At 62.5% G+C, this 13,524-nt stretch carries 13 protein-coding genes; 9 read left to right on the plus strand and 4 right to left on the minus strand.

Annotated elements, in window-relative coordinates; genetic code table 11:
• The first annotated feature begins 22 nt into the window (after positions 1 to 22).
• From dhaK to dhaM, 3 genes are read left to right on the plus strand one after another with little or no spacing between them, the layout of a single operon-like run.
• Positions 23 to 1,093, plus strand: a complete 1,071-nt coding sequence (gene dhaK / locus ACSBQQ_RS20470; RefSeq protein WP_033649064.1) for a dihydroxyacetone kinase subunit DhaK — start codon at positions 23 to 25, stop codon at positions 1,091 to 1,093.
• Between the two features lie 9 nt (positions 1,094 to 1,102).
• Entirely contained in the window at positions 1,103 to 1,735 is a 633-nt protein-coding gene (gene dhaL, locus ACSBQQ_RS20475; protein WP_033636066.1) for a dihydroxyacetone kinase subunit DhaL, read from the plus strand.
• 11 nt (positions 1,736 to 1,746) lie between these two features.
• Positions 1,747 to 3,177 carry a dihydroxyacetone kinase phosphoryl donor subunit DhaM gene (dhaM, locus tag ACSBQQ_RS20480; RefSeq protein WP_039569326.1) on the plus strand — a complete coding sequence of 477 codons (1,431 nt, stop codon included), beginning with the start codon at positions 1,747 to 1,749 and terminating at the stop codon, positions 3,175 to 3,177.
• 4 nt (positions 3,178 to 3,181) lie between these two features.
• Here the strand turns inward: dhaM and dhaR are convergent, their stop codons facing one another.
• Together dhaR and hasF are read right to left on the minus strand one after the other, a co-directional pair.
• Positions 3,182 to 5,131 carry a dihydroxyacetone kinase operon transcriptional regulator DhaR gene (gene dhaR, locus ACSBQQ_RS20485; protein ID WP_033649066.1) on the minus strand — a complete coding sequence of 650 codons (1,950 nt, stop codon included), beginning with the start codon at positions 5,129 to 5,131 and terminating at the stop codon, positions 3,182 to 3,184.
• A 150-nt stretch (positions 5,132 to 5,281) separates the two neighbouring features.
• Entirely contained in the window at positions 5,282 to 6,799 is a 1,518-nt protein-coding gene (gene hasF / locus ACSBQQ_RS20490) for a multidrug efflux transporter outer membrane subunit HasF (RefSeq protein WP_033649067.1), read from the minus strand.
• Positions 6,800 to 7,146: 347 nt separating this feature from the next.
• Between hasF and nudF the strand changes: the two genes are divergently transcribed.
• From nudF to ACSBQQ_RS20520, 6 genes are all read left to right on the plus strand, one after another.
• Positions 7,147 to 7,779: an ADP-ribose diphosphatase gene (gene nudF / locus ACSBQQ_RS20495; RefSeq protein ID WP_060428866.1), complete on the plus strand. Its 633-nt coding sequence runs from the start codon at positions 7,147 to 7,149 to the stop codon at positions 7,777 to 7,779.
• Positions 7,779 to 8,204, plus strand: coding sequence for a DUF1249 family protein (locus tag ACSBQQ_RS20500; protein WP_004937244.1), 426 nt, complete (start codon positions 7,779 to 7,781; stop codon positions 8,202 to 8,204). Before nudF ends, ACSBQQ_RS20500 begins: the two co-directional genes overlap by 1 nt.
• Before the next feature lie 27 nt (positions 8,205 to 8,231).
• Positions 8,232 to 9,059, plus strand: a complete 828-nt coding sequence (cpdA, locus tag ACSBQQ_RS20505) for a 3',5'-cyclic-AMP phosphodiesterase (RefSeq protein ID WP_033636061.1) — start codon at positions 8,232 to 8,234, stop codon at positions 9,057 to 9,059.
• Positions 9,059 to 9,643: an esterase YqiA gene (gene yqiA, locus ACSBQQ_RS20510; RefSeq protein WP_015379081.1), complete on the plus strand. Its 585-nt coding sequence runs from the start codon at positions 9,059 to 9,061 to the stop codon at positions 9,641 to 9,643. Before cpdA ends, yqiA begins: the two co-directional genes overlap by 1 nt.
• Positions 9,644 to 9,689: 46 nt before the next feature.
• A complete protein-coding gene (gene parE, locus ACSBQQ_RS20515; RefSeq protein ID WP_025304305.1) occupies positions 9,690 to 11,585 on the plus strand; it encodes a DNA topoisomerase IV subunit B in 1,896 nt (631 codons plus the stop codon).
• Between the two features lie 83 nt (positions 11,586 to 11,668).
• Positions 11,669 to 12,583: a LysR substrate-binding domain-containing protein gene (locus ACSBQQ_RS20520; RefSeq protein WP_060428868.1), complete on the plus strand. Its 915-nt coding sequence runs from the start codon at positions 11,669 to 11,671 to the stop codon at positions 12,581 to 12,583.
• A gap of 5 nt (positions 12,584 to 12,588) precedes the next feature.
• Here the strand turns inward: ACSBQQ_RS20520 and ACSBQQ_RS20525 are convergent, their stop codons facing one another.
• Together ACSBQQ_RS20525 and ACSBQQ_RS20530 are read right to left on the minus strand one after the other, a co-directional pair.
• Positions 12,589 to 12,897: a putative quinol monooxygenase gene (locus ACSBQQ_RS20525; RefSeq protein WP_033638602.1), complete on the minus strand. Its 309-nt coding sequence runs from the start codon at positions 12,895 to 12,897 to the stop codon at positions 12,589 to 12,591.
• A 33-nt stretch (positions 12,898 to 12,930) separates the two neighbouring features.
• Positions 12,931 to 13,512, minus strand: coding sequence for an NAD(P)H-dependent oxidoreductase (locus tag ACSBQQ_RS20530; RefSeq protein WP_060428870.1), 582 nt, complete (start codon positions 13,510 to 13,512; stop codon positions 12,931 to 12,933).
• Positions 13,513 to 13,524 lie beyond the last annotated feature (12 nt).

Consider the following 13,524-nt stretch of genomic DNA (forward strand, 5'->3'; position numbering starts at 1 on the left):
TGTTCTTACAGAGGAAACCATCGTGAAAAAACTGATTAATCAGGTCGAGTCGGTGTTGGAAGAGCAGTTGCAGGGGCTGGCGGAGGCCCATCCCGAGCTGCTGGTGCACGCGGATCCGCTGTTCGTGACCCGCGCCGACGCGCCGGTGGCGGGCAAGGTGGCGATCCTGTCCGGCGGCGGCAGCGGCCATGAGCCGATGCACTGCGGTTTCGTCGGCGAAGGGATGCTCGACGGCGCCTGTCCGGGCGAGATTTTCACCTCGCCGACGCCGGATAAAATGTACGAGTGCGGCCAGGCGATCGACGGCGGCGCCGGGGTGCTGCTGCTGATCAAGAACTACACCGGCGACGTGCTCAACTTCGAAACCGCCACCGAGCTGCTGCACGACAGCGGCGTCGCGGTGGCGACGGTGCTGGTGGATGACGACGTGGCGGTCAAAGACAGCCTGTTTACCGCCGGGCGGCGCGGGGTGGCTAACACCGTGCTGATGGAGAAACTGCTGGGCGCCGCCGCGGCGCGCGGCGACGATCTGGACAGCGTGGTGACGTTAGGGCATCGCATCAACAACCACGGGCACTCAATCGGCATCGCGCTGGGGGCTTGCACCGTGCCGGCCGCCGGCAAGCCGTCGTTTACCCTGGCGGAGAACGAAATGGAGTTCGGCGTCGGCATTCACGGCGAGCCGGGCATTGCGCGCCGTCCGTTCACCACGCTCAACGCGGCGGTGGACGACATGTTCCATACGCTGATCGACCACGGCCACTATCAGCGCACGATCCGCGTCTGGGATCGTCAGCAGGGCGAGTGGCGCGACGAGATGCAGACCAAGCAGCCGTTGACGCGCGGCGATCGAGCGATCGCGCTGGTCAACAACCTGGGCGCCACGCCACTGTCGGAGCTGTACGGCGTATACCATCGGCTGGCGGAGCGCTGCGCCGAGGCGGGCATCATCATTGAGCGCAATCTGGTGGGCTCTTACTGCACTTCGCTCGATATGCAGGGCGTGTCCATCACGCTGTTGAACGTGGACGACGAGCTGTTGTCCTTGTGGGATGCGCCGGTGAAAACGCCTGCGCTGCGTTGGGGTTGCTGAGGAGGAATCATGGCGTTGACCAAACAACAGGTTGTCGATTGGCTGATGCGTTGCGGCGAGGTGTTCAGCCGGGAGCGCGATTTTCTGACCCGGCTGGACACCGAGATCGGCGATGCCGACCACGGTTTGAACATGAATCGCGGTTTCAACAAGGTGGTGGAAAAGCTGCCGTCGGTGGCGGACAAAGATATCGGTTTCATTCTGAAAAACACCGGCATGACGCTGCTGTCGAGCGTGGGCGGCGCCAGCGGCCCGCTGTTCGGCACCTTCTTCATCCGCGCGGCGCAGGCGGCGAACGCCAAGCAAAGCCTGGATCTGGCGGAGCTGCATCAAATGATGCAAGAGGGGGTTGAAGGCGTGGTGATGCGCGGTAAGGCGGAGCCGGGCGACAAGACCATGTGCGACGTCTGGTGGCCGGTGGTGGAAAGCCTCGGGCAGTCCGCGCAGCAGAACCTGAGCGTGGCGGAGGCGCTGCAGCGCGCCGCCGACAGCGCCGAGCGGGCGGTGGAGAGCACCATTACCATGCAGGCGCGCAAGGGGCGGGCCAGTTACCTGGGCGAGCGCAGCATCGGCCACCAGGATCCCGGCGCCACTTCGGTGATGTTGATGATGAAAACGCTGGCCGAGGTCGCCGGCAGCTAGCAGGAGGCGAGATGATTAATATCGTGGTGGTTTCGCACAGCGCGTTGCTGGCGCGTGGCGTTGAGCAACTGGCGCGGCAGATGATGCGCGGCGACGGCTGCAAACTGGCGCTGGCGGCGGGCGTGGATGACGAGCAGCACCCGATCGGCACGGACGCCGTCAAAGTGATGGAGGCGATCGAAGCGGTCGCCGACGGCGACGGCGTTCTGGTGCTGATGGATCTGGGCAGCGCGCTGCTCAGCGCCGAAACCGCGCTCGATCTGCTGGACCCGGATTTGGCCGCCAACGTGCGGCTGTGTGCGGCGCCGCTGGTCGAAGGCACGCTGGCGGCGGTGGTGGCCGCCAACTCCGGCGCCTCGCTGGAGCAGGTGGTGGCGGAGGCGCAGGGCGCGCTGCAGGCCAAACAGGCGCAGCTGGGCGAAGGCTCGCCGGCCGCAAAAAGCGCGGCTTTGCCGCTAGCGCAGGGCAAAAGCGCAACCTGGACGGTGCAGAACCCGCACGGGCTGCATGCGCGCCCGGCGGCGCGGCTGGTCGAGACGCTGGCGCCGTTCAAGGCTGAGCTGGTGCTGGAAAAGCAGGGGCAGTGCGTCGATCCGCGCAGCCTCAATCAGTTGGCGCTGCTGCAGGTGCGCCACGGCGACACCATTCGCCTGATCGCCGACGGCGCGCAGGCGGACGAAGCGCTGGCGGCGTTCAAAGCGCTGGCGGAACAACATTTCGGCGAGACGGTTTCCGAGCGGCAGCAGCCTTCGCTGCATGGCATTCCGGTGGCGGAAAGCGTCACCAGCGGGCCGGTGTTCCAGGCCCACAGCTTCTGGCCGCCAACCGTCGATCGACGAATCGGCGCGGACGAGGTGTTGGGCGAACAGCAACGCCTGCGTGAGGCGCTGCAGCGCACGCTAAGCGATCTGAACCGGCTGGCAGAGCGCACCGGCACGCTGATCGGCAAGCCGCAGGCGGCGATCTTCGGCGCCCACAGCATGCTGCTGGACGATCCGGATCTGCAGCAGGCGGCGTACACCCGCATCGCGCAGCAGTTGTGCAACGCCGAGCAGGCCTGGCGACAGGTGCTGGAGGCGATCGCCGAAGAGTACCGCGAGCTGGATGACGACTACATGCGGGCGCGCGAACTGGACGTGCGCGACATGCTGCGCCGCACGCTGTGCCATCTGCAGGGGCTGCCGTTACCGACGATTGCGCTGGCAGAGCCGTCGATACTGGTGATGGACGAACTGATGCCTTCGGAGGTGGTGATGCTCGACAGGCGGCTGGTGCTCGGCATCTGCCTGAGCGGCGGCAATGCCCTGTCACACAGCGCCATTCTGGCGAAGGCGATGGGCATGCCGATGGTGGTCGGCATGCAGGATTGCCTGAGCAAAACCCGCAGCGGGCAGAAGGCGATGCTGGACGCCGCGCGCGGGGTACTGCAGCTCAGCCACTAGGCGTTCAGGCGCGCAGCTTGAACTGGCGGATGTCGATCCCGTGCTGTTTGATCTTCCGCCACAGGGTGGTGCGGCCGATGCCCAGCAGCTGCGCCATTTCCGTCAGCTGGCCGCGGCTGACGGTCGCCGCGCGCAGGATCGCCTGGCGCTCCATGTCCGTCAGCGTCAGCAGCGGCGCGCCGGGCTGCGGATCGCTTTCCAGCAGCGACGGCTGGCCGAGCAGGTGCGCCGGCAGATCCGCCAATTGGATGTGGTGGCCGTGGCAGATCATTGCCGCGCGCTCCACCACCCCTTTCAGTTCCAAATCGTTGCCCGGCCACAGGTAGAGCGCCAGCTGGGCCATCACTTCGTCATCCACCCGAAAGCGACACTGAAAATGCTGCTCCAGCGTGCGCAGATGGTGTTTGACCAGCAGCGGAATATCGCTCAGCCGCTGGCGCAGCGGCGGGATCTGGATCTCGAACGCCTGCAGGCTGTAAAACAGCTGGCGGCGGAAGCGGTTTTGCTGCACCAGCAGCGGCAGATCGGCGGCGCTGCCGGCGATGACTCGGACATCGACCGGGATCACCCGGCTGGAATTGAGGCGGATCACCACGCCGGTTTTCAGCACCTGCAGCAATGCCGATTGCATCTCCGCCGGCAGGTATTCGATCTGTTCGAGGTACAGCGTGCCGCCGTTGGCCAATTCGAATTTACTCAGCTGGCCCGCCTCTTCTTCGTTGGCGTCGCTGCCCAGCAGTTCACGCAGCCCCTGCGCCTGCGGCAGCAGCTGGCAGTTGAGGGCGATATACGGCCCGGCGGCGCGTTCGCCGGCGTTGTGGATAGCCTGGCTGAGCCGCTCTTTGCCAACCCCTTCCTCCCCGCGCAGCAGGATTGGATGCTGGCCCTTGGCCGCCTGCTGCCCGTAACGGATCAGCCGCCGCATCTCCAGCGAGGCGGAGGGCATTTGCTCGAAGCTGTGGCTGACGCGCCCCAACTGGCTGCTGACATACTGGCGCAGCCGCTCGAGCGGGTGCAGCAGGGCGATGAAACTGCAGCGATCGCCGTCGAAAATCGGCTTTAGCGTCAGCAGGGCGGCGATAAACTGCCGCTGGCTTTCGAAGGTGACTTCGACGTGTTGCAGCGGCTGCCGGTCGGCGATAGCGCGCTTGAGCAGGGCGGGCAGCGTCAGCAGCTGCGCCAGCGGTTTGCCCTGGCTCTGCTGCTCGTCCAGCTTCAGCAGGGCGGCGGCGCGCTGGTTGATGTATTGCAGATAGCCGCGGTGATCCCAGGCCATAACGCCGTCGTCCACGCCGTCCAGCAGGCCGTAAAGCTGATTCAGATGGCGGTTGGATTCCGCCAGCAGGCCGTCGGCGTTCAGCGAGTTGCCGATTTCGCGGGCGATGGCCAGCGTCAGCGACAGATCGCCGGCGGCGCAGTCGGCCAACAGACAGCCCAGCGCGATCGAACCGCGCTGGCGGCCGCTGTTGTCGTAGACCGGCGTAGCGCAGAACGACCAGCCGTGCAGCGCCCGGCGCACGTGCTCCCCGCCGCTCACCCGCACCGGGTGGCCTTCCGTCGCTGCCAGCGCCGGGGCGTTGGTGCCGATCTGCCCTTCGGCCCAGTAAGCGCCGGGGGCGAACCCCAGTTGCTGTAAATGTTCCCAGGTTTGGGCGTCGCCGCAGCGCCACAGCATGCAGCCGCTTTCGTCGAGGATCATCAACAGACAACGACGTGGCTCCATGTACTCGCAGGCGTCTTCCAGCGCCGCCTGGCCGAGCGTCAGCAGATCGTTCTTGCGGCGGCAAATCGATTCGAAGGTGGCGCCCTGAGCGCGGTGCGGTGCTTGCCAGACGTCGGGCTGCATCAGGCTGCGGCAGCGCAGCCAGGAGGCGTAAACCGCCTGTGCCGGGCGCAGCGGCGGCGGCAGTTCGCCGTCGTTAATCAAGCGCTGCCAGCGTGAATCGTTGTCCATCGAACCTCATCCAGACTGCAAAAACGAGAGTGACGATGATACCACCTGACGTGGCGGCGGCTGTGAGACGGCGGGCAGAAGTGGTGAAATCGAGGCAAAAAAAACGGGGCGCGGCGCAGGCCGGACCCCGTGTTTATCAATGTGCGCGCATCAGTTGCGGAATGGGTTGCCGCTGTTGCGAGCCGGTTGGCTGGTGGTCACGGCCGGCGCGGATGCGCGAGTGGCCGCCGGTACCGGCGCCGCGGTTTGCTGCATCGGCGCATTGTCCTGATAGCCGTCTGCATAGGCGTCCTGCGCGCGATTCTGCGGCGCCACGGCGTCAGGTGCGGTCGACACCGGTTTGCCCAATGCGCCGTTCAGCAGCAGCAAATCGTTCTGGTTCAGCGTGCCGAGCGCCGACTTGATGTTCAACTGGTTGATCAGATAGGTATAACGCGCGTCGGACAGCTGACGTTTGGCGTTATACAGGGTGGTGGTGGCGTCCAGCACGTCGACGATGGTGCGGGTACCGACCTGATAACCGGCTTCCATCGCGTCCAGGGAGCTTTGCGCGGAGATCACCGCCTGTTTGTAGGCGTTGATGCTGCTGATCGAGGCGTTAACGTTGTTGAACGACGAACGCACGGTCTGCACCACGCTGCGGTGTGAGCTTTCCAACTGCTCGCTGGCGCCGACGAAGCCGTACTGCGCTTGCTTGACCTGTGAGTTGGTCGCGCCGCCGCTGTACAGCGGCAGGTTGAAGCTGATGCCGACCTTATTTTGGCCCGCATCGGAGTCGCTGTAGCGTGCGGCATTCGCGCCGCCGGTGTTGGAGCCGTTGTATTTGGTATTGCTGATGCCGGTTGATGCGCTGACGTCAATCGTCGGCATATAGCCGGTTTGGGCTGCGCGGATTTGCTCGCGCGCCAGGTCCTGGCTCAGACGGGCGGACAGCAGGCTCAGGTTGCGCGCTTCCGCTTCTTTCAGCAGGTTGTTCACCGCTTCCGGGCGCTGGGTACTGAAGCGATCGGTATTCAACGAGGCCAGCTCCGGGTAGAAGGCCCCGGTCACCTGGCGCAGCGTTTCCAGCGCGTTATCCAGATCGTTGCGGGCGGAGACTTCCGCCGCCAGCACGGTGTCATAGTTCGAGCGGGCGTTCTGCACGTCGGTGATCGCCACCAGGCCCACGTTGAAGCGCTGGGTGGTTTGATCCAGCGTGCGGTATACCGCATCTTTCTGCGCCTGGGTATAGGACAGCGTGTCGATCGCCTTCAGCACGTTGAAGTAGGCGGTGGCGGTGTTGAGAATCAGCTGCTGCTCAGCGGTCTGGAAGGTGACGTCGGAGATGCCGGCGGTCTTTTCCTGCAGCGTCAGCTGGCGCCATTTCGACATGTCGAAAATAGTTTGCGTCAGCGCCAACGAACCGCTGGTCACGTTACTGTTAACGCCATTGCTGTCACGATAACCGTTGGTGTAATCGTAACCTGCGGTTAAACCGAGCTGCGGCAGCAACGGGCTGCGCGCTTCATTGATCTTTTCGAATGCGGCGTCGCGGTCAGCAGCACTTTTGCGCAGATCCGGGTTACTTTCCCTGGCCTGTTTGTAGACCTGCAGCAGGTTCTCTGCCTGGCTCATTGCACTGAAGCCGCCCAGGCTCAGTCCGATAAGAAGGGGGAGCAGTTTCTTCATTTGCATTCCTTGTTGTGCAGCAATATTGCTATGTTAGCGCTGACGATAGACGAAATAGTTGCCGATTCTAGCAGAGTCTGGGGTACGCATCAGGTGGCTGAATGTGCCATCTCACGTAACTTTTACCTTTCAGACCGCCCATTTACCTTGGCGTACTGCCTGGGTCGACTGCAGCTGATATTATGGCTGACAATCCGGATTGTTTCCCGCTATTACCTGCGAGCGCACAAACGTGCCGCATCCGGCGGCGGAAAACAGCCTAACATAAAGCCGCGGCGGAGAGTCCCGCTGTTTCTGTCATCAAAACCGATTATTTTATCGGCATACTCAAGCAGGAGAATTCGCGCATGAACCGTTCGCAGCCGTCGCCCGTTACTTTCGAGAAAAAAGATGTAGAAATTATTGCACGCGAGACGCTGTACCGTGGTTTTTTTTCACTCAATTTATACCGGTTTCGCCATCGGTTGTTCAATGGCGAAATGAGCCCTGAAATCACGCGTGAAATTTTTGAACGCGGCCATGCGGCGGTGCTGCTGCCCTACGATCCGGTGCGCGACGAGGTTGTGCTGATTGAACAACTGCGCATCGCCGCGGTTGATACCAGCTATTCGCCCTGGCTGCTGGAAATGGTGGCGGGTATGATCGAGACCGGCGAAAGCGTCGAGGACGTGTGCCGCCGCGAAGCGCAGGAGGAGGCCGGCGTGGTGGTCGGGCGCTGCAAGCCGGTGCTGAGCTACCTGGCCAGCCCCGGCGGCACCAGCGAACGTCTGTCGATCATGGTCGGCGAGGTGGACGCCGGCACCGCCGAGGGCATTCACGGCCTGGCGGAAGAACATGAAGATATCCGCGTCCACGTGGTCAGCCGTGAGCAGGCTTACCGCTGGGTGGAGGAGGGCGCGATCGATAACGCCGCATCAGTGATTGCATTGCAATGGCTGGCGTTGCACCATGAATCGTTGAGAAAAGAGTGGGCCAACTAATGAAACAGCGCTATACCCCTGATTTCCCCGAAATGATGAGATTGTGCGAAACCAACTTCGCGCAATTGCGCCGCTTGCTGCCGCGCAACGACGAAGCGGGCGAAACGGTGACTTATCAGGTGAACGGCGCCGGCTATCGTTTGACCATCGTTGAGTCCACGCGTTACACGTCGCTGGTGGAGATCGAGCAGATTTTTCCGGCGGTCAGCTACTGGAGCCTGCCCGCGATGACGGTGCGGCTGTACCATGACGCCATGGTTGCGGAAGTGTGTTCCAGTCAGCAGATCTATCGCTTTAAAGCGCGTTATGATTATCCTAATAAAAAGTTGCATCAACGCGACGAAAAGCATCAAATTAACCAGTTTCTTGCTGATTGGCTGCGCTACTGTTTGGCGCATGGAGCGATGGCGGTTCCGGTTTGTTAGACAGACTGAAATAACAAAGGACACCATTTGGAAAGCCTGTTTAAACTGCCCGTGGCGAGTGGGGCCGCGGTCAGGATTCTACAAATAACAGATACCCACCTTTTTGCCGGCGAACACGAGACGTTGCTCGGCATCAATACCTATCGCAGCTATCACGCGGTGCTGGACGCCATCCAGGCGCAGCGCCGCGACGTCGATTTGATCGTCGCCACGGGAGATTTGGCGCAGGATCATTCGCAAGAGGCCTACCGCCACTTCGCCGCCGGCATCGCGCAATTGCCGGCTCCCTGCGTGTGGCTGCCGGGCAACCATGATTTTCAACCGGCGATGGTCGATGCGTTGGCCGCCGCCGGCATCGCGCCTTCCAAACAGGTGCTGCTGGGCGACAGCTGGCAGGTGCTGATGCTGGACAGCCAGGTGTTCGGCGTGCCGCACGGCGAATTGAGCGAATACCAGCTCGAGTGGATGGAGCGCTGCCTGCAGGCTCACCCCGAGCGCTATACGCTGTTGCTGCTGCACCATCATCCGCTGCCGTCCGGCTGCACCTGGCTCGATCAGCACAGCCTGCGCAACCCGCATATGCTGGGCGCGATCCTGCTGCGTTATCCGAAAGTGAATACCGTGGTGTGCGGGCACATTCACCAGGATCTGGATCTGGAATGGCAGGGCCGACGCCTGTTGGCGACGCCGTCCACCTGCGTGCAATTCAAGCCGCACTGCACGAACTTCACCATTGACGACGTCTCCCCCGGCTGGCGCTACCTCGATCTGCTGCCGGACGGCCGCGTCGAGACGCAGGTGTTCCGCCTGGAAAACGACGATTTCCGCCCCGATATGGACTCGGATGGATACTGATGCCTTCGACACTGCTCTACCTGCACGGTTTCAACAGTTCGCCGCAGTCGGCCAAGGCGGTGGCCTTCAAGGCCTGGCTGGCCGAGCACCATCCCGATATCGAGATGCTGGTGCCGCAGCTGCCGGCTTTTCCGGCGGAGGCCGCCGAGATGCTGGAGAATCTGGTGCTGGAGCGCGCCGGCCAAACGCTCGGGCTGGTCGGCTCTTCGCTCGGCGGCTATTACGCCACCTGGCTGTCGCAGTGTTTTTCGCTGCCGGCGGTGGTGGTCAACCCGGCGGTCAAGCCGTTTGAGCTGCTGGTCGACTATCTCGGCGCCAACGAGAACCCCTACACCGGCCAGCAATATGTGTTAGAGTCTCGTCACGTTTACGATCTGAAAGTGATGCAGATCGATCCCTTGGAGTCGCCGGATTTAATCTGGCTGCTGCAGCAAACGGGCGATGAAATTCTCGATTACGGCCAGGCAGTGGCGTATTACACCGCGTGTCGGCAAACGGTGGAGTCGGGTGGAAACCACGCCTTCGTCGGTTTCGAGCACTACTTCCCCCAGATTGTGGATTTTTTAGGGCTAAACGCGGTCTGACGGACCGTTCCGGCACCTCCCTTTAACCACGAAAAAATAATCAACGATGACTCAATCCAGCTATAACGCTGATGCCATTGAAGTACTCAGCGGTCTAGAACCAGTGCGCCGTCGTCCCGGCATGTATACCGACACGACGCGCCCAAACCACCTCGGCCAAGAGGTGATCGATAATAGCGTCGACGAAGCGTTGGCTGGTCACGCCAAGCGTATCGACGTGATTCTGCACGCCGATCAGTCGCTGGAAGTGATCGACGACGGCCGCGGCATGCCGGTGGACATCCACCCGGAAGAGGGCGTGCCGGCGGTTGAGTTGATCCTGTGCCGGCTGCACGCCGGCGGTAAATTCTCGAATAAAAACTACCAGTTCTCCGGCGGCCTGCACGGCGTTGGCATCTCGGTGGTCAACGCCCTGTCGAAACGGGTGGAAGTCAACGTGCGCCGCGACGGCAACGTCTACGGCATCGCCTTCGAAAACGGCGACAAGGTGCAGGATCTGACGGTGACCGGTACCTGCGGCAAACGCAACACCGGCACCAGCGTGCACTTCTGGCCGGACGAACAGTTCTTCGACAGCCCGCGTTTCTCGGTATCGCGCCTGACTCACCTGCTGAAAGCCAAGGCGGTGCTGTGCCCCGGCGTCGAGATCTATTTCATCGACAAGGTGAACAACACCGAACAGCGCTGGTGCTACCAGGACGGTCTGACCGACTACCTGATGGAAGCGGTCAACGGCCTGATTACCCTGCCGGAAGCGCCGTTCGTCGGCAATTTCGCCGGTGATACCGAAGCGGTGGACTGGGCGCTGCTGTGGCTGCCGGAAGGCGGCGAGCTGCTGACCGAAAGCTACGTCAACCTGATCCCGACCATGCAGGGCGGTACCCACGTCAACGGCCTGCGTCAGGGGCTGCTGGACGCGATGCGCGAGTTCTGCGAATTCCGCAACATCCTGCCGCGCGGCGTGAAGCTGTCGGCGGAGGATATCTGGGATCGCTGCGCCTACGTGCTGTCGGTGAAGATGCAGGATCCGCAGTTCGCCGGGCAGACCAAAGAGCGTCTCTCCTCGCGCCAGTGCGCGGCCTTCGTTTCCGGCGTGGTGAAAGACGCCTTCAGCCTGTGGCTGAACCAGAACGTTCAGGCGGCGGAACAGCTGGCCGAGCTGGCGATCTCCAGCGCCCAGCGCCGTCTGCGCGCCGCCAAGAAAGTGGTGCGCAAGAAGCTGACCAGCGGGCCGGCGCTGCCGGGCAAGCTGGCGGACTGCACCTCGCAGGATCTGGCCATGACCGAACTGTTCCTGGTGGAAGGGGACTCGGCGGGCGGATCGGCCAAGCAGGCGCGGGATCGTGAATATCAGGCGATCATGCCGCTCAAGGGCAAGATCCTGAATACTTGGGAAGTCTCCTCGGACGAAGTGCTCGCCTCGCAGGAAGTGCACGACATTTCCGTGGCGATCGGCATCGATCCGGACAGCGAAGATCTCAGCCAGCTGCGCTACGGCAAAATCTGCATCCTGGCGGATGCGGACTCCGACGGCCTGCACATCGCCACGCTGCTGTGCGCGCTGTTCGTGCGCCACTTCCGTTCGCTGGTGAAAGGCGGCCATGTCTATGTCGCCATGCCGCCGCTGTACCGTATCGATCTCGGTAAAGAGGTGTTCTACGCGCTGGATGAAGAAGAGAAAGCCGGCGTGCTGGAACAGCTGAAGCGCAAGAAGGGCAAGCCGAACGTACAGCGCTTTAAAGGGCTGGGCGAGATGAACCCGCTGCAGCTGCGCGAAACCACCCTCGATCCGAACACTCGCCGTCTGGTGCAACTGACGGTGGCAGAGGATGACGTCGATCAGACGCTGGCGGTGATGGACATGCTGTTGGCCAAGAAGCGTTCGGAAGATCGCCGCAACTGGCTGCAAGACAAGGGCGACATGGCCGAACTGGCGGTCTGAGCCTGACCCTGGCCCGGTGAAACGCCGGGCCTGCTTTCCCGCAGGGCGTTGCATGCGGCGCCCGTCAACCTGGGGCGAACCGCGTGAAGATCACCCTTGAAGAGCTGCTGGCGTTCACGGCGGTGGTCGACAGCGGTTCGGTCACCGCCGCCGCCGAACGGCTCGGCCAAACCACCTCCGGCGTCAGCCGCGCACTCAGCCGTCTGGAAACGAAGCTCGACGCTACGCTCTTGCGCCGCACCACGCGTCGCCTGAGCCTGACCGAAGAAGGGCAGAGCTTCCTGGCGCCTGCGCGCGAAATCCTCCGTTCGGTGGATCAGGCCGAAGAACTCATGGCGCTGCGGCGCCGGCTGCCCGCCGGTCGGCTGCGGGTCAACGCCGCCGCCCCTTTCATGGCGCACGTGCTGGTGCCGATGGTGGCGGAGTTCCGCCGCCGTTATCCGCAGATTGAGCTGGAGCTGGACACCGACGATCGCAATATCGACCTGCTGGAGAAACGCGCCGACATCGCGATCCGCATCGGCGCGCTGCGCGACTCTACGCTGCACGCGCGCCTGCTGGGCAACAGCCGGTTGCGCATTCTCGCCAGCCCGGATTACCTGCAACGGCATGGCGAACCGCGCGGCGTGGAAGATCTGCACCGCCATTGCCTGTTGGGATTCACCTATCCGGAGTCGCTGAACCAGTGGCCGCTGCGTCACCGGCAGGCGCGGCATTTCGCCATCGAACCGACGATCTCGGCCTCCAGCGGGGAGACGCTGCGTGAATTGGCGCTGCGCGGGGCGGGCATTGTCCAACTGGCGGACTTTATGACGCGACGCGATCGGGAAGCGGGCAGGCTGGTGCCGCTGTTGGTGCGGGAGACGCTGGACGTGCGTCAACCGATCCACGCGGTGTATTACCACGACGCCCAGCTGGCAGCGCGCCTCACCTGTTTTCTCGACTACGTCAGCGCCCGCCTTGAGGGAGAACCGCCAGAGGCCGCAGAGGGCCTCTGAGGGGATTACAGCGCGTTTTCCAGCACGTAGATCTCGGTACCCAGCACGTAGTCCTTGATGGTCTCGCGGTGCTTGAGCATATGGTCGATCTGCAGGTGTTTTTCCAGATGCGCCTGGCTTTGCCATTTTTCCAGCATAAACACCGAATCCGGCGACAGTTTCTGCCAGGGGGCCTGCGTGTGGCTGTCTACCATCGGCGTGTATTCGCCGCAGCCTTCTTCCGCCAGCACCAGTGGCACCAGTTTTTCAATGGCTTGTAACACGGTGGCGCGGTGGCCGGGTTTGACTTTGATTTCTGCGATTACGGTGATCATCATTACCTCGTTGGTTAAGTCCTTCGCTGCCAGTTAAGCAAAAATTCCCGCCAGATGCTCGCGATAACGTGCGATGTCCGTTTCGATATCCGGTTGTTTTATCACGTCATTGCAGATAAAGGTCGGCAAGGCTTCCATCCCCAGGAACTGGTTGGCCTTGTGGAAGTGCAGGTAAACGCCGTCGACGCCGACGCCGTGGAAGAACTGGTTCGGATCGGTGAAGGCTTCGAGCGGGGCGTTCCAGGTCAGGCTCAGCAGGTATTTTTTGCCCTGAATCAGGCCGCCGGAGCCGTACTTCTTGCCGGCGTCGGAGCGGGTGCGGCCATCGCTGGCGTACAGGCTGCCGTGGCCGGCGGTGAACACTTCGTCGATGTATTTTTTCAGGATCCACGGCTCGCCCATCCACCAACCCGGCATCTGATAGATGACCGCATCGGCCCACAGGTATTTCTGCACCTCGGCCTCGATGTCATAGCCGTCGTCGACCACCGTGACCTGCACATCGTGCTGCAGATCGCGCAGGAAGCTTTCCGCCACGTCGCTCAGGGTTTGGTTGAGTTCGCCGTTGGAATGGCCGAATTGCTTTTTAGCGTTGATAATCAGGATATTGCTCATCTTTTGCGGCTC

The organism is Serratia sp. G204Y, from assembly GCF_051172435.1.
Taxonomy (GTDB): Bacteria; Pseudomonadota; Gammaproteobacteria; order Enterobacterales; family Enterobacteriaceae; genus Serratia; species Serratia sarumanii.

Bases quoted from the DNA above. Each gene is read 5' to 3' on its own strand.
- dhaL (WP_033636066.1), top strand. From the start codon at position 1,103: ATGGCGTTGACCAAACAACAGGTTGTCGATTGGCTGATGCGTTGCGGC.
- dhaM (WP_039569326.1), top strand. From the start codon at position 1,747: ATGATTAATATCGTGGTGGTTTCGCACAGCGCGTTGCTGGCGCGTGGC.
- dhaR (WP_033649066.1), bottom strand. From the start codon at position 5,131: ATGGACAACGATTCACGCTGGCAGCGCTTGATTAACGACGGCGAACTG.
- hasF (WP_033649067.1), bottom strand. From the start codon at position 6,799: ATGAAGAAACTGCTCCCCCTTCTTATCGGACTGAGCCTGGGCGGCTTC.
- nudF (WP_060428866.1), top strand. From the start codon at position 7,147: ATGAACCGTTCGCAGCCGTCGCCCGTTACTTTCGAGAAAAAAGATGTA.
- ACSBQQ_RS20500 (WP_004937244.1), top strand. From the start codon at position 7,779: ATGAAACAGCGCTATACCCCTGATTTCCCCGAAATGATGAGATTGTGC.
- yqiA (WP_015379081.1), top strand. From the start codon at position 9,059: ATGCCTTCGACACTGCTCTACCTGCACGGTTTCAACAGTTCGCCGCAG.
- parE (WP_025304305.1), top strand. From the start codon at position 9,690: ATGACTCAATCCAGCTATAACGCTGATGCCATTGAAGTACTCAGCGGT.
- ACSBQQ_RS20525 (WP_033638602.1), bottom strand. From the start codon at position 12,897: ATGATCACCGTAATCGCAGAAATCAAAGTCAAACCCGGCCACCGCGCC.
- ACSBQQ_RS20530 (WP_060428870.1), bottom strand. From the start codon at position 13,512: ATGAGCAATATCCTGATTATCAACGCTAAAAAGCAATTCGGCCATTCC.